Here is a 21,469-nt window from a genome sequence, read left to right on the forward strand (position 1 = left end):
GAAGATGAAAATACAAAACAAAAATATAGCATGTTTATTGGTATTAGCCAGTGTGCTCTTCATGTTTGCAAGTTGCAAAAAGTACTATTTTGATACAGGTGTGCATGATCCAAAATATAATGGAAGTAGTTTGCAGTATATGAAATCGAAGAAACCTTTCTTTGATAGTACTTTAACCGTGATTAATCTGGCCGGCATGAATGATGTGTTGGATAAAGAAAATGTAACATTTTTTGCCCCACCCAGTGGTTCAGTTTTCAAGAGTATTAAAAGATTGAACCAGTATTTAAGAAATACCGGAAAGGATACTGTATCTCAACTTAGCCAGATAAAACCTGAGGTTTGGAGAAATACCCTTTCTCAATACATTTTTAAAGGTTCTAACCTGCTAAAAGATTATCCGCAAAGAGATACGCTTTCTTATCTTGCTTATCCAGGGCAGAATTATACTTCTTATTCGGGTCGCATTATGAATGTGGGAGCAATTTTTAGTGATGCGGCAGGGGTTAAATATGCTGGTTACCGTCAGTTGTTCCTGGCGTATATCCCCGACTTGTCTAACCCGCAGGTAGCGTTACAGAATAACCCCGTAGCAACATCTGATATCCAGACCACAAACGGTGTAATCCACGTACTTACTAAAATTAAGCATAACCTGGGTTTTAATACCGATACGTTTATCGATCAGGTAGTTGCATCGGGCATTTTGCCACCAACGCCGTAGCAAATATTTATTAATATAAATGAACTGATATATGTTAACAAACATAAAATATAGAATAAGCTTATTGGTTGCAATGGCGGTTTGCCTTGCCAGCTTAATGGTTGCTTGCAAAAAAAGTAAGGGATTAACCGATGATCCTTATGCAGGTGGTAAACAGGTTTTAGGCATTACTTTTATCTCTAAAACTACCGATCCTGATATTGTAACTGCAGGTACAACTTTAAACCTTCAGGTAAATGGCTTAATGAAATATAAAGATAATTTTAAGCTTTATGTAAACGAGATCGAAGCCGAGGTATTAAACTATACCGATAGTACCATACAATTTAAAGTGCCACTGGTGGCCAGCACTGGCAGTGTTTGGATCACCTCTCAGGGGCAAAGCTTTTTCGGCCCTATTGTTAAAATTGGCGGAAAGGTAAGTGTAGATGCGGCATTTAAAATTGTAAATGGCGCGAGTGCAGTTGGTGGCTCGGGCGGTACAACTGTTTATGATGCAGAAAAATTGCCAACAGGTCTTTTCTGGTTGGGAGGTTCATTTAGCAGTTTTGAGCAAAAAGGTACTACCGCACTACCGAATGGAGGGATAGTGCAGGTTGATGCTGATGGAGCTTATTCTACTTCCGGGATTAATTTTGGAAAGGGTGCAGTAGGAGGAAGCCGGACAATTTATTCTATTAACAGGATTTCTACTGGGTCGCAAAATGGTAAGTTTATAGTTGCGGGTAGTTTTACCGCTTATAACTCTACACGCTCTAACAGGCAAACACTCAATAACATTACCAGGTTAAATGCAAATGGTAGTTTAGATACCATTAAAACTGCCGATAAAGATGCCTTGGGTAACTCATTGGTACCCATTGTTAACCCTAAACCAGAGCAGACATGGAAAAATGGTGATACCGTTGCTGCATTTAATGCTGGTGTTGACGGTGCAGTTAGAAAAACTTTTGTATTTGGCGAACAAATTTACATTGTAGGTAACTTTCAGAATTTCAAACGGATTTATTATCCAAATTCTACTTACGACGAAAAGGTATACGATATCACCAGAATGAGGCAAATGGTACGTGTAAATGCCGATGGATCGATGGATTCGACTTTCCACTACAACAAAACGACAAGACAAAGTGCTATAGGAGGTAATGGAGCCATTATTGATGCTACCATGCAGAGCGATGGCAAGCTGATTTTGGTTGGTAGTTTCAGCACATTTAATGGTGTTGCTGCAAACAGGATTGTAAGGTTAAATTTAGATGGTTCTGTAGATCCCACATTTAGCGCAGGTTCTGGCGCTGATGGTGATATTTATTCGATCAGATACAATGCTACAACCGATAAAATTGTAATCAGCGGTAACTTTTCTACCTATAACGGAAAAGCCTCTTCAGGAGTTGCTTTGTTAAATGCAAACGGATCAGTAGTCACTACTTTTAACGGCTCGCTTATTACCGGAGGTATTGCCACTTTCGCGGGCCAGCTTAACAATGGTAAAATAATCGTTGCGGGTTCTTTTAACAGATATGGCGATTACCTGCGTCAGGGTTTTATGATCCTGGATACTAACGGTCAGCTGGCAGTTGGTTACAACAATACAGGCGGTTTTCAGGGCAGAGTATATGATATGATTGAAACTGGAGTATCAAACGGTTCTCAGGTCGTGTTAGTGGGCGATATTTACCGGTTTAATTCGATATTACCCCATAATGTATTACGACTAATTATTGCTAATTAACTGACTTAATTTATAAGGATATGAAAAAAATTACAAGTTTAGTTTTTGAAATTAAAACTTTAAGTATAACGGCGGTTTTGGGCATTATTTTGCTTGTATCATCTTGCAACAAAAATTTCGATAATGTATTGCCAACTTCGTTCAGAAACGATACACTCGGCTTGGGTAACAATTCGAAAAAAGTATTGTACATTATTTTGGATGGGGTAAAAGGTTCGGTAGTAAGCAGCCTGGCGCCGGCTAACCTGACACAAATTACCACCAACTCAATTTACTCTTATGATGGTGTTGCTGATTACCAAAGAAATGCAATTACCAATGCCGCATCATGGACTACCATGCTTACCGGTGTTGATTATACCAAACATAATGTTACTACAGAGGCTTTTACTGGAATAAATTTACAAACCACACCAACCCTATTTACCGGAATTAAATCTAATTTGGGGAATGTACGCACGGTATCTCTGGCTTCAACAGCCGCATTTAACGATAATCTGGCAGCCGATGCTACCGTTAAGCAAACCCTGGCAGACGATGCTGCGGTTAAAACTGCAGTTGTTGCAGAGTTAACAACCAATAATCCAGCATTATTGGTGGCACAATTTCATAGTGCAGAGGTGGCAGGTTTAGCAAACGGCTATACTGCATCAACTGCAGCATATACAACTGCTATTAATACTTTAGATGCTTATGTAGGAGAAATTTTGGCAGCCTTAAAAGCGAGAAAAACCTACGCTCTGGAAAATTGGCTGGTAGTTGTGGCCGCCAACAAAGGTGGTGCAGCTACTTCTGGTGGTGCCCCGGGTTCAAATATCTATGCTGATGATTCGCGCAATACTTTTGTAGCTTTTTACAATCCGAAATTTCAAACCAATGCCGTTATCAAACCTGATGTAAGTAACCTGCCATATTCTGGCATCGGGGCTAAATTTAACGCAACCAATGGGGCTGTACAAAGCGATGCTAATTTTTTAAATTTAGGTACCAATATCGAGGCTACCATCCGTTTTAATATCCGTTGGGATGGAAGTACAGGCAATTCAGGTTACCCTGCAATTCTCCAAAAAAGGGGGGTTACCGGCGGAATAACTCCAGGAATACCCGGTTGGGCCTTTATCAAAGACGATGGCGGCATTATTAGTTTTAATGCAAGCTTCAGCGGTGCAACCGGAAATACTCAGGCAAAAGGACCAGCTTCTCAAAAACTGGATGATGGAAAATGGCACTCTGTTGCGGTAAGATTTTATAACAGCGGTACTACCCATACCGCCAGTATGTTTGTTGATGGTATTGCTGCGCAACAGCCTAATTTATCATTAACCGTAAGTGGTGGAGCCAATGGAAATTTAAATACCACATCACCTTTAACTTTTGGAAAATACAGTAATGTGGATTGTTTTATTACCGAATTTGCGGTTTACAATATCGCCATTCCAAATGCTGATATTATTGCTGCCAGTAAAAAAACGCCGCTAACACCGATTACAGATCCGTACTATAATAATTTGGTAGCTTACTACAGAACAAATGAAGGTGTTGGAAGTGTACTGAATGATGCTTTAGGGAAATCGCCGGTAATGAATCTGGTAGGGGCAGCCAACTGGACAAATTATGCCGATATCTCTCCAAACCTGTCGCCAGCTATATCGGAGGCAGCTTTTAAAGTGGTACCAAATGGGGTTGATATTCCGGTATTTATTTATAACTGGATGAATATTACCATTCCGGCTCAATGGGGCTTAATGGGTAAATTTTATAACCCTACTGTTAATTTACCTAAAAACTAATTAAACATTAGAAACATGAAACTCAATCATTTCACCATATTATGTGCTGTTACCTTGGTGTTAGGCACAACAGCATGTAAAAAATACGGCTACAATATTCCGGATGGTTATCCTGATAATTCTGAAAATGTTGCAGGTGGCAGTATCGATACCAACATGAAAGTAATCGATAAATCGATGTACGCGAAAGCGAGGGTATTTCCAGGCCTGGTAGATCAGTCTGAGCCTCGCGTTCAAAATGCCAAATTTACTTTAGATTTAAACTTTACCGATCAAACAGCCGATAATTTGAGGATACAGGTAGCCCCTGAACCCCAATATAGTACAGGCTATTATGCAGCACCGGGAGAGCTGATCAAAATTGATGTACCGGCCGGTATTGAAGGTTTAACTGTTCAGATTGGTGGGCATACCGATAATCTTTCAGGTAAATCTCCGTTATTGCGCGATCCGGTTATTTACATGCGCCAGCAACTGTATGCAGGTGCAAACTATGTACGTAATTTATATGGCGGTACCATTTATATCCGTGCAGGCAGGGCTTATCCAAACCCCGTAGAATTTACCATTACGAATGCCTGTGTGTCTCCCGATTTTATTCTGGGCCAAACTGTTGATGCAGATTGGGTAAACAAAGTAAAAGCTTCGCAGGTACCCTGGTTAGAGTTGCGTAGCAAGCGCGTAATTTTCCTGGTACCAAGAGATAAAATTGTGGCTACATTTAGCTCATCTGAGCCCTATACTAATCCAACAGTGGCTTTCGGCAAATGGAACGATGTATTCGATTTAGATTACAATGCCTGGATGGGTTTATCAGATAATGCACCAGATGTAAAAGACAGAAGCCCGCAAGGTCCCTGGAGAGGAGTATTAGATATTCAGTTATCAGCAGGTTATGGTCACAGTGGTTTCCCTTTTGTGGGTTTAAACGACAGTGAGTGGTTTAAAGGTTTTACAAGCTTAACAAACATTACCACCAGTAACGGGATGTGGGGTTCTTATCACGAATTTGGCCACAACTGTCAGCAAACTAAAGTATGGAGCTGGAGTACTTTGGGCGAAACCACCAACAACTTGTTCAGCTTTAAAGTTGCCAACAGGATAGGAGCAAATTATAACATCCTGCACCCTTCGGTTTCAAGCGGTTTCCCGCAAGCTATTACTTATGCATCTGGAACAGGAACCAAAAATTTTGATACAGATGCAGCTATGAACGATCCATTTAAGCGAATGACACCTTTTGTACAGATCTTTGAAAAATATGGTTATGGAGCTATGACGTATCTGTATTCGCAAGCCCGTCATGCCGATCGTTTAAATAGCAGTGATATTACCATGCATAATTTCGTATACGAAAAATTATCAGATTACACACAAACAGATCTGGCTCCGTTTTTCGATGCCTGGGGTATTTCTATCAGCGATGCCGTAGCGGCTAAATTAACAGCCAAATATCCGCTTTTAACTACCCAGATTTGGGGCTATAATCCATTAAATAAAACTGGTGGTACAGCGGCTATTTCTTTTGCGCCAGGCGTAACTGTAAGTTCTAATCAATCAAATGAAGGTAGTCCGGCAGCAATGCTCGATAATAATACCGCAACCTACTGGCACTCACAATACAGCCCTGCACCAAGTGCAGCACAGGGTTACCCATACACCATTGTGTACAGCGAAAATAAAAGAATGACAGTGAAGGGAATGTATTTTGTGCCAAGGAATTCTACAGCTCAACGGGTTAAGAACATCGAAATATTAGTGAGTAGCGATAATGTTAATTTTACCAGCGTGGCCACAACTCAAATTCCTAATGCGTTTTCACGTTACGACTTTACTTTTCCAAACGGACCTGTTTTCGGTAAGTTTTTTAAGGTTTTGTTGAAAGATGGGTGGAATACACCTGTAGCGTCATTCCCGTATGCAGCTATGGCTGAGTTAGGTGTAATTAAATAACCTCTAAATTTAAAGAAGATGAAGAATTCAAATAAATTTAAATATATTCTTGGTGCTGCTTTGCTTATTCCAATAGCTTTTGCAGCTTGTAAAAAGTACGACAATCCTCCACCGGTTTACGAAGAATTAAAACGTGCCACGAACCTGCAACGCAAGGTGTTAATAATCAGCATTGATGGCTTAACCGGTTCTGAATTACAGATCGTTGCGCCAACTAATTTGACCCAGTTACAGAAAAATTCAAAATACTCTTATAATACGTTGAAAACGGCTTCTGATGCGGGAGGTTGGGCATCAATGGTCACCGGTACAGGATTTTCGAAACATCAGATTAGCAATGATAATTTCGAAAGAACTCAGGATACCAATGGCGATGATCACGCTCCTATTGTATCATATAGAAATGTGCTTGATTATGTAACACAATATAAAGCTGTAAAAACTGCAATGGTAACTACCTGGCCTAGTTTACGTAATTATATGCGTAACGCCGATTTTTCTCCTGTTGTTACAACCGATTTAGCAGTAAAAGACAGTACAGTTAATCTCTTAAATAATCAGGCTGGTTTAGGAACTATGTTTGTTAACTTTAGAGATGTTGAGGCTGCAGGTGCTAATGGAGGATTTTTAGCCTCAAATGCCAGTTATAAAAATGCAATTATTAAAGCTGACGAATATGTAGGCAATATTTTAACGGCCTTAAAAGCCAGGAAAAGTTATGCCAATGAAGATTGGTTAGTTATAATTACCACTAACCATGGCGGAAGCAGTGCAAACCCAACCAATGGTTTTACATTGGTCTATAATCCAGCATTTAAACCATTTGAATTAAAGAAATCCGGATTCAATCCTGTACTTTTCTCTACAACATCATCAAGGGCTATCGTACCTAATGATAAAGGGCTTTTTGATATTGGTGATAACAAAAGTTTTACGGTACAGATGGATGTGAAATTTAATGCCGTTCCTGGTGGATATGCAAGCTTCTTTGGTAAGAGTACCAACCTGAGCGGTCAGGTGATTACAGGTTGGCAATGGGCACTCTATCCTGGTGGTAAGTGGGTAGTAACCGTTGGGGGAAGTTTAAATGGTGGAGATGGTAAACAGGAAACATCCTCAACAGATGCGCCGGGTACAGTATGGCGTACATTAACTATGAGTGTCGAATACATCAATTCTACTACCAGAAACTTAATTATGTATATTGATGGTAACCGCCAGAACGCAACAGCTGTAAATATCAGTACTAGAAAAAGTTTAAATACAACAGAACCTTTAAGGGTGGGCCATAGAACCGGAGATAACGACACTCCAACCTCATTTTATGGCGCTAATTTAACTTATTTCAATACAGCGTTAAGTGAAGCTACGATTAAAAGCAATATTGGGTTAAAAGACATTACTCAACACCCGAATTATGCTAACATAGTTGGGTTTTGGCCTATGGATGAAGGTACAGAAGGTACATTTTTTAACAAAGCTCCTCTTGGCTATAATATGCTACTTTCCGGTACTTACAGTTGGGCTAATTTAGGTACGTCTTATCCCCCCGGAACAACACCTGAGCCAATAACATCAACATTGTCAATTCCAACAACAGCAAGTGATGTTGCTGCTTTAACTTTATACTGGATGAATATTAATATACTCTCAGATTTTGGTTTTGACGGTAAGCCTTACCTTAAAAACTTCGAAATCGAATTCTTAAAATAGTAGTTAGTTTAGTTAGTGAAACCCTTGCCTCCGGAGGAGGCAAAGGGTTTTTTGTCGATTTTTTTTAAGCCATACCGCAGGGATTACAATCTCATTCCATTTTGTCATTTTAAATAAAAATTATTCTACAAAAAATATTATTTTTAATTCAATCTTAATAACGCAAAACTTATGAAAATTAAAACATTAAAAGACTTGGAAGATAACTTTGAAGTGTTATCTCACTCAGAAGAAAAACAAACTTTAGGAGGTGTTAACATGATTTCTGCCTACGATGGCAATATTTATGATGTGGTTATGCCTAACATGGGTTACACAACAGGAGTATTTGTTGATACCGACTCTTCTTGGGGTGGAAGTTTCTCTTATCACTTAGATGATGATGGCTATGGTTCGCCTGTAACCATTAATGTAAATGAAACAGATTATGGTATGGGTACATCATCATGGGATCGATTTACGTTACTTTATGTGGGAATGGATTTCGATTCCAATGCCTCCTCTGAAAAAGTTTATTATGATAACTTAACTGGATATACTTTCTCCACTAATAGTTTATATAGAGAGACCAACGGTGGATATAACTATGAAAGCCTACCCGATTTAATAGTTTCTGATAATGATATGGGATCCTTTAGTGGCTATACTATTTTTCAAATTCAGTTACAGGAATATGTGGTGCTGGATGAGTTAACAGGTGCATATCAAGATTTTTCTCAAATTATATCAACTTCAACTCATTATGATGCTGATTATGTTGGAATGATGGCAGCCGGATATCAACAACAAGCTATTGATGCTCAGATTGCTCGTGATAATGCTTCTAGAGCTGATGGGAATTTTATCTCTAGCTTAATGAATAATTTAAATGGATCTAAATTAGCGGCAGCAAAAAGTGCATGGGCAGCGGATCCAAATAACTATGGTCAAGATTTTAATTATGGTACATATAATCAAAATACCATGGCTACACCGGTGCTTAATGTTGGCAGTTCGGCATACGCACTAAAAGATTCTTATGGCTATATTAAGGAACAATTGGCAGCAATGGGGCTTAACTACACCATTAATTTGGTTGTAAACTGGTTTGGATAATTATGATAGAAAGCAATTTTTACTTGTTAACAGGCTATTTAAATAATAGCCTGTTAACAAGTAACTCCTATGAATTGCATGTTAAATTAGCTAATCCTAAGCTTTTCATTAAAGAGATATTTTATTTTTTTGAATATGCTGCAATAAGTCAAAATGAATATTATAATCATCTGGCCTTTTCGTACATAGAAGAATTAATACTTTCGGTTAACAAGGCTAAGGTTGAGCGATCTAATTGGAACGTGGTATTAATTAGCCTCTTTTTAACCAAATTTAATCAATTGGGGTACTTTAATCTGGCTATTCCCAAAATTTACGAAAAGGCTGATGAAATTTGTATTTTAATTGCTAATAATAAACTATTGAAACAAGAACAGCTTGTTTTAATATTAATTTATCTGGAGCAACGGGTAAGGGAAAACAAATCATTGTTGCCTGTTCTAAAAAAGATGAAGAAGAAGCTGTCAAAGGAAAAATTGTTCGATCATGCTTTTTTGTATGATGAATGGCTTAGAAATGCTACATTATTAAAGCTATTAAGTTTCGAAAGTAATGAAACAGCTTATGAGGATAGTATTGATTTTGGTTTGAAACTGTTAGGTGACAAATTTGAAGATGAGGAACGAAATGGAATTGTGTTTAGAAAAATGCTCTTCCTCTTTGAGGATGAATTGAAATTTGTTAGTGATAAATTTTTAATTGATTTTATAGATAAAAATCGGAAATCTATTAAAGAATGCTTTTTATTCTCAGAAGCAATAATGAATAAAAATTTGGGAAGGGAATTTAAAAATCCTGCAGATGAGAAAAAAGTTTCTCTTACAATGGAAAAGGATCTTAATACGATTGATTTTAGTAGTAAGTTAGACCTGGGGTTTGATATTTTGATGGCAGCACAAGAGAGCACTTCAGGAAAGAGGGCTTATTATTCCTTTTTAAATTAAATATTTTGTCAAATATATTTTATTTTGAAACACCATCCGAAGCCTTTGGCCACGGGGTGGGTAGTTATACTGGTAACCTGCTTGGGGCCGTTGAAAGGTTAAATGCACCTTGTAATCTTTATTTTGTACGCTTAAGTTTTGGAAAGAAAACAGGATTTTCTTCCAGAAAAATTAATCATAAGCGCACTGATATTGATATTGTTTTAAACGAAGCAGGCATAAAAAAAGGCCAATCAGAAGTAGGACTAAAGCCCATGATGGCCCGTGCAATTATCTGCCTTTTATCTGGTTTTTTTGATGAAAAAATTAAAACGGTTTTTCATCTGAATACTGTTTTACAATTGCCACTGGCCGATCTGGCTAATGAGTACGACTTCAAGGTAGTGTATACTAACCATGTTTCATTGTGGCGTGTATTTTACAGTAATGATATCAATGCTTTTAAAAAAGACTGGAAAAGTACTGATCCAAAAGAAAAAAAGAATATTTTTTTTCAGTCTATAATTTTCGAAAAGAAGCTTTGCCAGCAAGCCAATCATATTATCAGTTTGAGTAGTGATAGCAGTAGGTTCATGCAGAAATATTATGAACTTTCCGATCAAAATCAGGTACATTTAATTCCTAACGGACTAATATCTGAAGTGTATAATCGTAACCTAAACAAAGAAATTATTAAGTCTAGTTTAGGTTTCAATGAAAATGATTTTATATTTCTTTATGTGGGAAGATTGTCTGAACAAAAAGGAGTCGATATATTAATCAAATCGTTTTCAAAAAAGTTAAAGTCTATGCCAAATGCCCGGCTACTGATTGTTGGTAAAGGAAATATGGAGCATTATCTTAGCATTAGCGCTTCGGTATGTGGCAGGGTTTCGTTTACAGGATATGCAGATAAAGAAAATATTAAACGCTATTATACCATTGCTGATGCAGGATTAATTCCCTCAATGACAGAGCAAAGTAGTTTTACCGCTCTTGAAATGCTAAGCTCGGGTGTTCCCTTAATCGTTTCAGATATACCCGCCTTTGCAAAACCTTTTGAAGATAAGCTAAACGTAATCAAGGTTAAAACAGATATTTTTGACCGTGTAGATGAGAAAAACCTTTCTGCTCAAATGTTAGGTTTGTATCAGAATCAGCAGCTAAGGGCGAAACTAAGCGAAAACGGACAGCTTTTATTTAATATGCATTTTACAGCCAAGCAAATGGCCGAAAAAACGTTGCAACTTTACTTAAGCTAATTCTATTTATTTACCACATATTTCAGGTTATCAAATAATCTTTGAATCAATTTCCGGTCATTGGTAATGATTTCGGCACTACCTTTAGCTTCGGCCTTAAAGTCTAACTGCTTTCCATAATTGGTTTTAAGGCCATTATCAAATTTTACCGAGGCCAGGTAGGTTTCTGTATTACCTTGCTCGGTTTTTTCAGTGTTGCTGGTTAAAGAAATGGAAGCAATATGCCCCTTTATGCTGCCATATTCCATATAAGGGTAGTTGTCTAATTTAACAATTACTTCCTGTCCAATCTTTACCTTACCCGATCCGTTTGCCGGTAATACAACTTGTCCAATGGCTTCTTCATTATTGGGTATAATGGTAAAAACCTGTTCTCCGCTTTGTAAAAACTGATTTTCATGGTAAAATTTTAAGAACTGTACCTTTCCTTTAAACGGCGCACGGAATACATAATGTTGTTCCCAGCTTTTAATATTGTCGATAAGATCGTTATATGCAGAGATGAGCTGTATGTTTAATTCACTGTTTTTTTCGGGTTTTTGAATGCCCAGTTCCTGTATTTTTCCTTCAGTTTGCTGGCTGCTTTGTTTGTTTTGTACCAGGTTGTTTATTGCAGCCTGCAGCGCATCTTTGTTGGAGATATAGTTCATCTCTGTTTTATCCAGTTCGGCTTCACTGATTACTTTATTTTTAAAAAGTGTAGAATCACGCTGGTAAAATTTATGTGCAAAAATCAACGATTTTTTAGCCATTTCAACTCTGTTGGTCGCGCTTACAATCGCTTTTTTTTGCTCCGATAATAAATCTAAAAGGTTTTGTGCCTGTTTATCAAATAACTTATCCTGTTTATAATTGGTATACTCTTGCAGGCTATTTACAAAGGCATAATATTTTCCGTTTAATTCGCCCAAAGATAAATTACCTGGTAATTTATTCTTGAGCATCAGAATTGATTCATGAGAAGGGTTAAAGCCTTTAAGTATACTGTCTATGTAGAAAACAATATCCGGATTGGTAGGGTTTTCAATATAGGCGATAATTTGGCCTTCCTTAACTTCCTCCATCGATTTAATGCTGTTGAGTTTTAATTTTCCATTGCTATTGGCAATAAGTTTTATTGGCGAAATATTTGAATTAACTACAATTTGACCAGGAACAACATCCGGATAACGGACAAGCCAGCCGAAGACAAAAATTAAAATGAAAATAAAACCTACAATTATACTCACCCAAAAGCCAAAACGGGTAGGCATACGCTCAATGATATGTTGTACCTGTTCGGTACGTTGTTTATGATGATATATTTCAGAATCTTGTTGCATTTTACTTTAATTGAGATTAATTTAAAGTCTCTACAGTTTCGGTGATCTCTAATTGCGATTGTACCAGCTGAAAGTATTTTCCCTTTTGAGCCATTAAAGATTGATGATTTCCCATTTCTACAATGGTACCGCCTTGCATTACCACAATCTGATCGGCTTTGCGTATGGTACTTAACCGGTGTGCTATAACAATTACAGTTTTTTCTTTGAAAACGTGGTCGAGAGCATCTACAATCTTTTTTTCGTTTAAGGTATCTAAACTATTGGTTGCTTCGTCGAAGAATAAATAATCAGGGTTTTTATAGAGCGCCCTGGCAATTAAAATGCGTTGTTTTTGTCCGCCACTCAAACCCCTGCCTTGTTCGCCCATCATGGTTTGGTAACCCAGAGGGAGAGCTTCAATTTCTGCTGCAATGTTTGCGGTATCCAGGGCCTTTTTAAGTCGTCCGTAATCAATTTTTTCGTCGTCTAAAACCACATTGTTCAGGATGGTATCATTAAAAATTTTTCCGTCCTGCATCACCGCTCCGCATTTATCCCGCCATTGTTTCAAGCTGATGTTATTAACATTCATATTGCCGATTTTAATGTCGCCATAGCTGGGCTTATATAACCGGAGCAGTAATTTTAACAGGGTCGATTTCCCACTTCCACTATCGCCTACAATAGCCGTTACTTTACCTTCGGGGATAATTAACCTTACGCCCCTGAGTACGGGATTGGAAGTTGGCGTATATTGAAAACCAAGGTTGTTAATGATCAGGCTTTTGTTTTCAGGTAAATCAATGGGGTTGGTACCTACATTTTCGGTTTCATCCTCCAGCTGGTGGATTTCATTTAAACGCAGAAACGAAATCTGTGCAAACTGAAAAGAAATGATGAATTGTATAAATTGCACAACCGGAGCATTCAGCATTCCGATAATGAACTGTGTGGAGATCATTACCCCAAAAGTCATCTCTCCATTAATTACCGCCTTGGCACAAAAGAACGTAATGAAAAGGTTTTTAAGGTTGTCGATAAACTGGGCGCCCAGATTTTGCGTATTGGTTACACTTAAAACCCTTAAGTTAACCTGATAGAGCCTGGCCTGGATATCTTCCCATTTCCATCTTTTGGGTTTTTCGTAATTATTAATCTTAATGTCCTGTATGCTGGCAATGGTTTCTACCCAATAACTTTGGTTTTTACTTACCAGTTCAAAGTATTCCCAATCTAATTTTTTTCTCAGTTTTAAAAAGGCCATCACCCAGGCTACGTAAATAATACTACCCACCAGAAAAATCCAGAATATAACCGTATTGTAAACGAGTAAAATAGCGCCAAATACCAGAAAAGTTAAAGTCGAGAAGATCATATTCAGGGAGTTGTTCATGATAAAACTCCTGATACGTTCATGGTCCTGCGCACGCTGTAAAATATCACCGGTCATTTTATTCTCAAAGAAGGTGATGGGCAGCAACATTAACTTGATTAAATAATCCGAAATTAAGGCAATATTAACCCGCGAGGTAACATGTAATAGGATCCAGTCGCGGGCCATGTTACTTAATAAAATGCTTAAGTAAATGGCAATATTGGCAATAAGTACAATATTGATAAAGTTGATGTCGTGTGTTTGAATGCCCACATCAATAACTGCCTTGCTGATAAAGGGGAGGAGCCCTTGCAAGACAGTGACCAGCAGCATAATCACAAACAAATTGATAAAGCTTTTTTTATAAGGCCTGAAGTAATTGAGGAAATTATAAAAGGTTTTACGTTTATCCAGCTTTTCGTTTGTTTGTCTTTCATAAAAATCGGCCTGTGGCTCAATCGCCATTAAAACCAGTTTTTCAGCCTCACCGTTGTGCGTTTTTTTTATGGTTTTTGAAGCAAACTCTTCGGCTTTATAGCTAACATAGCCTTTAGCCGGATCGGCGACATAAATAGTGCCCTGATTTAGCTCTTTTCCTTTTTTTGCCCTGGTTTTGTAAACTACAACAAAGTGACTGTTATCCCAATGTACTATGGCTGGCAAAGGTATTTTATGCAACAAATCTTCAACAGTACACTTTAACGATAACGTACGAAGTCCGATTGTTTCGCTGGCATGGCTTAAATCAAGAAATGAAACACCCTCCTTTGTGATCCCACATTTGTCGCGCATGTACTGCAAGGAGTAAAATTTGCCATAATATTTGGCTATCATTTTTAAGCACGCAGGACCACAGTCCATCATGTCCATTTGTCTGTCTAATGGAAATCTCGAGATTGGCATTAATCTGGTTGTATAATTTGTTTAGCTTACTAACATAACCAAAAAAGAGACTAAACTCTTCCTATATTTTAGCGCAAACGTTTGTGTGTTTTGGCATGTTAAATGCGGTTTTTGATTCTTAAATTTCATAATTCGAAACAATCAGAGCTATTTTTATATTAAGGGGCTAATATTAAAGTTTAAATGAATGTCAGACCGCCAAAACTGATCTCAGTTAGCTTCATTTCCTATTTAATTTGGGTTTGTAATTAGCGTCCTGCATCTCTTTTTTACCCGTTAAAAATGATGGGTTTTAAGGTGAAACGGCCAAAATTTAAGTTTGCAAAGGATAAAGGCCACTATTTTATTCTTTGTTTAATAAGTAGCTGAGCTTTTATGTTGTTTTTGTCAAATTAGGAAGCAAATACACTAAACTTCCGGCAATGGTAACATATTTAAAACTCAAACGTTTGCGCTAAAACAATTTTACCATTATCACCCAATCATCAGTAATTTGGGGCCACAAAACCTAATATTATAAATACACACAATGAAGAGAAAATTAACCATTTTTTTTACCTCATTATGGGTAGCCGGGCAAGTGAGTGCGCAGCAGCTGCCATCCGAACTGCAAACTCCTGAAGTAGTTTCGGTAAACCGTTTACCCATGCGAGCTTCGGCCTTTGCCTTCGAAAACCAGGAGCTGGCCGCCAAACGAGCCAAAGAAAAATCGGCTTACTTTTTATCCTTAAACGGAACCTGGAAATTTAACTGGGTAAAAGATCCGCGCAAGCGCCCAACAGATTTTTATAAAGTAGATTTCGACGATAAAGCCTGGGATAACTTTAAAGTTCCTGCCAACTGGGAAGTTAACGGTTATGGCCTACCCATTTATGTAAACCAGCCTTACGAGTTTGCCGGCCGTCAGCTTACCGGTAACCGCATGAACCCGCCTTTCGATATTCCCGAAGACAACAATCCGGTAGGTTCTTACCGTAAAAAAATCAATATTCCCGCTAACTGGGGGGATAAACAGGTATTTATTAGCCTGGGTGCAGTTAAATCGGCATTTTACATTTGGGTAAACGGCAAAAAAGTAGGTTACAGCGAAGATAGCAAGCTGGCAGCCGAATTTGATATCACCAAATATGTAAAACCGGGCGAAAATACCATTGCGCTACAGGTATACAGGTGGAGCGATGGTAGTTATTTGGAATGCCAGGATATGTGGCGCATTTCGGGTATTGAGCGCGAGGTGTACTTATATGCCACGCCAAAACTCGATATCCGCGATTTTAAAGTGGCTGGAACACTCGATGCAAGCTATACCAACGGACTTTTAAATGTTGACTTAGCTGTACAGGACTACAGAATAGACCAACGCACCAACCACAGCCGTCCTGATAGTTTTTATGTAGCACTCGATCTGGTTGATGCCAAAGGCAATAATGTTTGGAAAGAAGCTACCAAACTGCAAAAAGTATTGGGTAATTATAAAACCAATCTGAATTTCAAAACGCAGATTAATAATGTTAAAAACTGGTCGGCAGAAGTACCTTACCTGTACACCTTGTACATTACTTTAAAAGATAAAAACGAGAAAATAATTGAAGTGATTCCTCAACGCGTAGGTTTCCGTTCGGTAGAAATTAAGGGTAGCGATTTACTGGTTAACGGTAGACGTGTGTTTTTAAAAGGCGTGAACAGGCACGAACACAATGCTACTCAAGGCCATACCTTAACCCATGCCGATATGGAAAAAGATATGGAAATGATGAAAAAGCTGAATGTTAATGCAGTGCGTCATTCTCATTATCCTCCTGATCCTTATTGGATGGAACTGTGCGACGAATATGGTTTATACGTAGTTGACGAAGCCAATATCGAATCGCATGGTCGTTATTACAGCCTGGAAACCACTTTTGCAAACGATAAACAATGGCGTGTACCCCATTTGGAACGTATAACCCGTATGTATGAGCGCGATAAAAACCACACTTCGGTAATTACCTGGTCGTTGGGTAACGAAGCGGGTAACGGTGTTAACTTTTACGAAGGTTACGAGTGGTTAAAAGCAAAAGATTTCCGTCCGGTACAGTACGAAAGGGCAGAAAATGATTTCAATACCGACATGATTGTACCGCAGTATCCTTCACCAAATTACCTCCCACGCTATTCCAAACAGGAAAAAGAAACCCGCCCATTCATCATGAGCGAGTATGCGCACATTATGGGCAACAGTTTGGGTAATTTTAAAGAATACTGGGATGCCATCGAGAACAATCCAAAACTGCAGGGTGGTTTTGTGTGGGAATGGATCGATCAGGCCATCGATACGGTTAAAAATGGTAAGCGCATTATGGCTTATGGTGGCGATTTCCCGCTAAGTGGCCCGGTTGACGAAAACTTTAGCGATAACGATTTTTGTGTTAAAGGTGTAGTTACAGCATATCGCGGAATGACCCCAATGGCGGTTGAGCTTAAAAAAGTGCATCAGTATATTAAAACTACTTTTAGCGGTACCAACCAGATTAATGTAAACAACAGCTATTTCTTTAAAGATATTAGTAATGTGCAGTTAAACTGGGAGCTGGTTGAAGATGGCAAAGTGGTTCAAACCGGTGTGGTAAACAACCTGAATGTTGGACCACGCCAAACAGAAACCCTAACCGTTCCGTTTAATACCAAATATGTTGCAGGTAAAGAATACTTCTTAAACGTTCGCTACCGCTTAAAAAATGCAGAGCCGTTTTTGGAAAAAGGTTACGAAATTGCTTACGAGCAGATTGCCCTGGCTGGAACACCAAAGGCCAACACTTTTACTGCTGGTAAAAAAGCATTAAAGGTTGAGCAAACTGCAGATCGTGCAATTGTGAAAGGCAGTGATTTTACCATTACTTTCGATCTGAAAAAAGGTACTTTAATCAGTTACCTGTCTAAAGGCCGCGAATTATTGGCTGCCGGACCACAACCGGGCTTTTACAGAGCACCAACCGATAATGATATTGGTGCTGGTTTAAATACCAGATTAAGGATGTGGCGCAATGTATATCAGGATAATGATGCCGAAAATATCAAATCGACTGTAAATTCAACGGCTGATGGCTTTACCTTAACCGTTAAATCATCATTGTTAAAAGGCGATGCGGAAACTAATCAACAGTTTACTGTTTTGGCCGATGGTACAGTTAAAGTCGACAATCAGTTTAAAGCGGTTAACGGCAACTACAAAAGTTTAATGCGTATCGGTAACGATTTACAGCTGAAAAACGAATACAGCAATATCCAGTGGTATGGCCGTGGTCCAGGCGAAAACTACGCAGACAGAAAAACGGCATCATTAATAGGTACTTATAAATCTACCGTTGCCGATCAGTATTTCCCTTACGCCCGTCCGCAGGAAAGCGGTAATAAAACCGAAGTGCGCTGGGTAAATTTTACCGATAAAGCGGGTAAAGGTTTACGTTTCGAATTTGCCGATCAGTTATTGAGTTTTAACGCATTGCCTTACGCGGTTGAAGATTTGGATCCGGAGGCAGAGAAAAAACAATACCACTCAGGCGAACTGGTAAAACGTAACCAGATTTATGTACACATGGATTTGCAGCAACTGGGTGTGCAGGGGATTGATAGCTGGGGGTCTATGCCATTAATCCAGTACCAAATTCCTTTCAAAGATTACCAGTACAGTTATTACATCAAACCAATTAAATAGCGGATCATGTAAAACGGATGATTTAATTACTCAAATCATCCGTTTTACTTTTTTATAAAGTGTGATCGTCATTCCCAACTTGATCCGATAGCTATCGGATGGGAATCCTAAGCTCATAAATTACGATTCACACCTGCAAAGGCAAGAGGAGATTATTTTAAGTATTCCTCATTATTAAAATAGAAACTAACCAAAACAAAAATGAGACTAATCAAAATATGCATGGCACTGTTGTTATTCACTCAGGCGGCATTGGCACAAGAATCCAAATTAGCCGTAACGCCATCAATGGGCTGGATGAGCTGGAACATCATGTCCGAAAATCCGAACGAGAAAGATATTAAAGAAATGGCCGATGCCATGATTAGCAGCGGCATGGTAAAGGCCGGATATCAGTATATTTTTTTAGATGATTGCTGGCAAGGTGGTCGCGACAATAAAAATAACATCATTGCCGATCCTAAGAAATTCCCTTCAGGCATTAAGGCACTAGCCGATTATTTGCACAGTAAAGGCATGAAACTGGGGATTTACTCAGATGCCGCACCTTTAACCTGTGGTGGTTACACGGCAAGCCTAAACTTCGAAGATCAGGATGCCAAAACCTTCGCCTCGTGGGGGATTGATTATCTGAAATACGATTATTGTAACGCACCAGAAGATGTAGAAACTGCTAAAAAAAGATATGGCAAAATAGCCCAGGCCTTGCGCAAATCGGGTAGGGATATTGTTTTGGGCATTTGCGAATGGGGACCGCGCGAACCCTGGAACTGGGGTGCACAGGTTGGCGGACAAAGCTGGCGCACCACTTACGATATCAGGGATAAATGGCTGGATACAGAAGGTAAAGGAGGTGTTGGTATTTACAATGTGGTTGATAAAATGGCCGGATTGGCCAGTTTTTCTGGTCCGGGTAAATGGAACGATGGCGATATGCTGGTAGCAGGTTTGCATGGCACCAAAGGCCCTTCTTCTGCTTTTAAAGGCGTAGGTTGTACAAAAGCCGAATACCAAAGTCAGATGAGTTTATACAGCATGCTCAATTCACCACTGTATGCCAGCTGCGATATCCGTAAAATGGACGATGAAGCCAGAACCATTTTTACCAATGCCGAAGTTATTGCCTTAAATCAGGATGCTTTGGGCAAGCAAGCCGAACGCAAAATTAAAACCGATATCTGGGATGTTTTTGTACGCCCATTGGCTAACGGCGATTTTGCCATAGCCATCTTAAATAAATCGGGTTCAACACAAAATGCCAATGTAAACTTTGCAGATCTGGGCTTGACCGGTAAATACGAGTTAAAAGATTTATGGCAACACAAGATTGTTGGCAAAAACAATAAGTGGAACGGTGAGGTAACTGCTCACGAAACCAAAGTTTTCCGCTTGAAAAAAGTGTAATACAATCAAAAAACTAAAACCATACAAATTAAACACCATGAACCAAACATCAATTAAATCAGCATTAACACTCGCTCTTGTGGCAGGTGGGCTGATTACCTTTGCTCAGGATGTTGCTAAAGATCCGGCAACTATTGTCATTTCGCCCGAACATACGCTTTCTAAAACAGATACTGAATTTAGAAAAGCGATAGCCAAATGGAGTGATGAAACCTTGAAAAGTACCGATTATAAAAGCATTAAGGCACAGCCATCGGCCAATATCTTCCCGGGAACAGTAAAAGAGGGCTTTCAGTTTATTAATAAAACGGTAAGCATCGAACATAAAAAAATGGCCGATAGTCTGGTAACAATTGTATCAACCCTCGGCTATTCTGGTTACGATAATGCCACCATGTACAGCACGGGTTTATATGCTAAAGCTGGCGAGTACATCGAAATTGATGTACCAAAAAATGCCGATGTAAACGAGCTTGAAGTGCAGATTGGTGCACACAGCGACCGTTTGAACTACTGGGTAGCTGGTAAAGAAGATTGGCGCAGGATGCCAATTATTACCAAAAAACAAAAGCTGGTAGTGGGTAAAAACAGGCTGGCTTCGCCTTTTGGTGGTTTAATTTACATTGATGTTAAGCCACAGGCAGCTAGCAGAAAAATTGATTTCAAAATTAGCCATGCTGTAGCCGCACCACTCTTTGTTTTGGGCAAGAGCACGCAAAGCGATTGGGAAAACCAGCTGAAAAACAATAAAGCACCCTGGGGCGAGATGGCAACTGAAAATGTGATTTTAACCCTGCCTGATAGTGTATTACAAACCATTAAAAAGCCTGAAGAAGTGCTTAAACTCTGGGATCTGGTTGTATTGGGTGAGCTCGATCTGGCCAATATGCCTGCTCCGTTTTATCGTGCGCAACGCATGGTACCCGATGAGCATATCGGAGGTGGTTACATGCACAGCGGTTACCCGATCATGATTCACCATTCGCCCTCAAAACACATGCTTTCTAACGAAATTATGGCTAACCCTGAGTTGTTGATGAAACCGAGTAAAGGTGGGGCAAACTGGGGCTTTTTCCACGAAATTGGGCACAACATGCAAAACCTGAACTGGGTTTTTGGTGGAACAACTGAGGTGAGTAACAACTTTTTTTCGCTGTACATGTTCGATAGGTTAATGGGTGGAAGAGATGATTCGCATACGGGCGTATCAAGCGCCAATACGCAGAAAATGATGAAAAAATATTTTGCAGAAGGTGCTGATTACGAAAAATGGAAAAAGGATCCTTTCCTGGGACTCATTATGTTTCGTCAGATGCAGGAAGGATTTGGATGGGAGAGCTTTAAAACTTTCTTTAAAGAATATCAGAAAATTGGTCCTTCTATTGGTGAACTTAACGACCAACAAAAACGCGATTTGTGGGCAAAAACCTATTCGAATATTGTGAAACGTAACCTTGCACCTTTTTTTATTACCTGGGGCGTAGGTATCAGCGAACAAACGCAAAAGGAACTGGCAGGTTTGCCTGCCTGGAAGCCTTTCAATTTTCCGCCGGTAAACTAGTTTAAGTGCTATTTAATCAAAAACAATTAAGAT

At 39.0% G+C, this 21,469-nt stretch carries 13 protein-coding genes; 11 read left to right on the forward strand and 2 right to left on the reverse strand.

Annotated elements, in window-relative coordinates; all coding sequences use genetic code 11:
• Nucleotides 1–4 precede the first annotated feature (4 nt).
• From OC25_RS13525 to OC25_RS13560, 8 genes are all read left to right on the forward strand, one after another.
• Nucleotides 5–724: a fasciclin domain-containing protein gene (locus tag OC25_RS13525; protein WP_039476869.1), complete on the forward strand. Its 720-nt coding sequence runs from the start codon at nucleotides 5–7 to the stop codon at nucleotides 722–724.
• 31 nt (nucleotides 725–755) lie between these two features.
• A complete protein-coding gene (locus OC25_RS13530) occupies nucleotides 756–2,459 on the forward strand; it encodes a DUF5008 domain-containing protein (RefSeq protein ID WP_039476871.1) in 1,704 nt (567 codons plus the stop codon).
• A gap of 20 nt (nucleotides 2,460–2,479) precedes the next feature.
• Nucleotides 2,480–4,249, forward strand: a complete 1,770-nt coding sequence (locus OC25_RS13535) for a LamG domain-containing protein (RefSeq protein ID WP_039476873.1) — start codon at nucleotides 2,480–2,482, stop codon at nucleotides 4,247–4,249.
• A gap of 15 nt (nucleotides 4,250–4,264) precedes the next feature.
• Nucleotides 4,265–6,202 carry a M60 family metallopeptidase gene (locus OC25_RS13540; RefSeq protein WP_052266201.1) on the forward strand — a complete coding sequence of 646 codons (1,938 nt, stop codon included), beginning with the start codon at nucleotides 4,265–4,267 and terminating at the stop codon, nucleotides 6,200–6,202.
• 18 nt (nucleotides 6,203–6,220) lie between these two features.
• Nucleotides 6,221–7,915, forward strand: coding sequence for an alkaline phosphatase family protein (locus OC25_RS13545; RefSeq protein ID WP_039476875.1), 1,695 nt, complete (start codon nucleotides 6,221–6,223; stop codon nucleotides 7,913–7,915).
• Nucleotides 7,916–8,086: 171 nt separating this feature from the next.
• On the forward strand, nucleotides 8,087–9,010 hold the full coding sequence (locus OC25_RS13550; protein ID WP_039476877.1) for a hypothetical protein: 924 nt from the start codon (nucleotides 8,087–8,089) through the stop codon (nucleotides 9,008–9,010).
• A 2-nt stretch (nucleotides 9,011–9,012) separates the two neighbouring features.
• Nucleotides 9,013–9,954 (forward strand): hypothetical protein, encoded by a 942-nt coding sequence (locus OC25_RS13555; RefSeq protein ID WP_039476878.1) that lies wholly within the window; start codon nucleotides 9,013–9,015, stop codon nucleotides 9,952–9,954.
• 5 nt (nucleotides 9,955–9,959) lie between these two features.
• Nucleotides 9,960–11,195, forward strand: a complete 1,236-nt coding sequence (locus OC25_RS13560) for a glycosyltransferase family 4 protein (protein WP_039476880.1) — start codon at nucleotides 9,960–9,962, stop codon at nucleotides 11,193–11,195.
• 2 nt (nucleotides 11,196–11,197) lie between these two features.
• Here the strand turns inward: OC25_RS13560 and OC25_RS13565 are convergent, their stop codons facing one another.
• Nucleotides 11,198–12,517, reverse strand: coding sequence for an HlyD family secretion protein (locus OC25_RS13565; protein ID WP_039476883.1), 1,320 nt, complete (start codon nucleotides 12,515–12,517; stop codon nucleotides 11,198–11,200).
• A 16-nt stretch (nucleotides 12,518–12,533) separates the two neighbouring features.
• Complete coding sequence (locus OC25_RS13570) at nucleotides 12,534–14,777, reverse strand: peptidase domain-containing ABC transporter (RefSeq protein WP_039476885.1); 2,244 nt, start codon at nucleotides 14,775–14,777, stop codon at nucleotides 12,534–12,536.
• A gap of 529 nt (nucleotides 14,778–15,306) precedes the next feature.
• Here OC25_RS13570 and lacZ point away from each other — a divergent pair.
• The 3 genes from lacZ (at nucleotide 15,307) to OC25_RS13585 (ending at nucleotide 21,436) form a co-directional block, all read left to right on the forward strand.
• A complete protein-coding gene (lacZ, locus tag OC25_RS13575; RefSeq protein ID WP_039476887.1) occupies nucleotides 15,307–18,471 on the forward strand; it encodes a beta-galactosidase, LacZ type in 3,165 nt (1,054 codons plus the stop codon).
• 201 nt (nucleotides 18,472–18,672) lie between these two features.
• Nucleotides 18,673–19,875, forward strand: coding sequence for a glycoside hydrolase family 27 protein (locus OC25_RS13580; protein WP_052266202.1), 1,203 nt, complete (start codon nucleotides 18,673–18,675; stop codon nucleotides 19,873–19,875).
• A 37-nt stretch (nucleotides 19,876–19,912) separates the two neighbouring features.
• On the forward strand, nucleotides 19,913–21,436 hold the full coding sequence (locus OC25_RS13585; RefSeq protein ID WP_039476890.1) for a M60 family metallopeptidase: 1,524 nt from the start codon (nucleotides 19,913–19,915) through the stop codon (nucleotides 21,434–21,436).
• Nucleotides 21,437–21,469: the final 33 nt, after the last annotated feature.

The sequence above is a fragment of the Pedobacter kyungheensis genome (genome assembly GCF_000812965.1).
In the GTDB taxonomy this organism is placed as follows: Bacteria; Bacteroidota; Bacteroidia; order Sphingobacteriales; family Sphingobacteriaceae; genus Pedobacter; species Pedobacter kyungheensis.

Excerpts from the sequence above, each read along its gene's own strand:
- OC25_RS13565 (WP_039476883.1), bottom strand. The coding sequence starts at position 12,517 with ATGCAACAAGATTCTGAAATATATCATCATAAACAACGTACCGAACAG.
- OC25_RS13550 (WP_039476877.1), top strand. The coding sequence starts at position 8,087 with ATGAAAATTAAAACATTAAAAGACTTGGAAGATAACTTTGAAGTGTTA.
- OC25_RS13585 (WP_039476890.1), top strand. The coding sequence starts at position 19,913 with ATGAACCAAACATCAATTAAATCAGCATTAACACTCGCTCTTGTGGCA.
- OC25_RS13525 (WP_039476869.1), top strand. The coding sequence starts at position 5 with ATGAAAATACAAAACAAAAATATAGCATGTTTATTGGTATTAGCCAGT.
- OC25_RS13540 (WP_052266201.1), top strand. The coding sequence starts at position 4,265 with ATGAAACTCAATCATTTCACCATATTATGTGCTGTTACCTTGGTGTTA.
- OC25_RS13530 (WP_039476871.1), top strand. The coding sequence starts at position 756 with ATGTTAACAAACATAAAATATAGAATAAGCTTATTGGTTGCAATGGCG.
- OC25_RS13555 (WP_039476878.1), top strand. The coding sequence starts at position 9,013 with ATGATAGAAAGCAATTTTTACTTGTTAACAGGCTATTTAAATAATAGC.
- OC25_RS13535 (WP_039476873.1), top strand. The coding sequence starts at position 2,480 with ATGAAAAAAATTACAAGTTTAGTTTTTGAAATTAAAACTTTAAGTATA.
- OC25_RS13570 (WP_039476885.1), bottom strand. The coding sequence starts at position 14,777 with ATGCCAATCTCGAGATTTCCATTAGACAGACAAATGGACATGATGGAC.
- lacZ (WP_039476887.1), top strand. The coding sequence starts at position 15,307 with ATGAAGAGAAAATTAACCATTTTTTTTACCTCATTATGGGTAGCCGGG.
- OC25_RS13580 (WP_052266202.1), top strand. The coding sequence starts at position 18,673 with ATGAGACTAATCAAAATATGCATGGCACTGTTGTTATTCACTCAGGCG.
- OC25_RS13545 (WP_039476875.1), top strand. The coding sequence starts at position 6,221 with ATGAAGAATTCAAATAAATTTAAATATATTCTTGGTGCTGCTTTGCTT.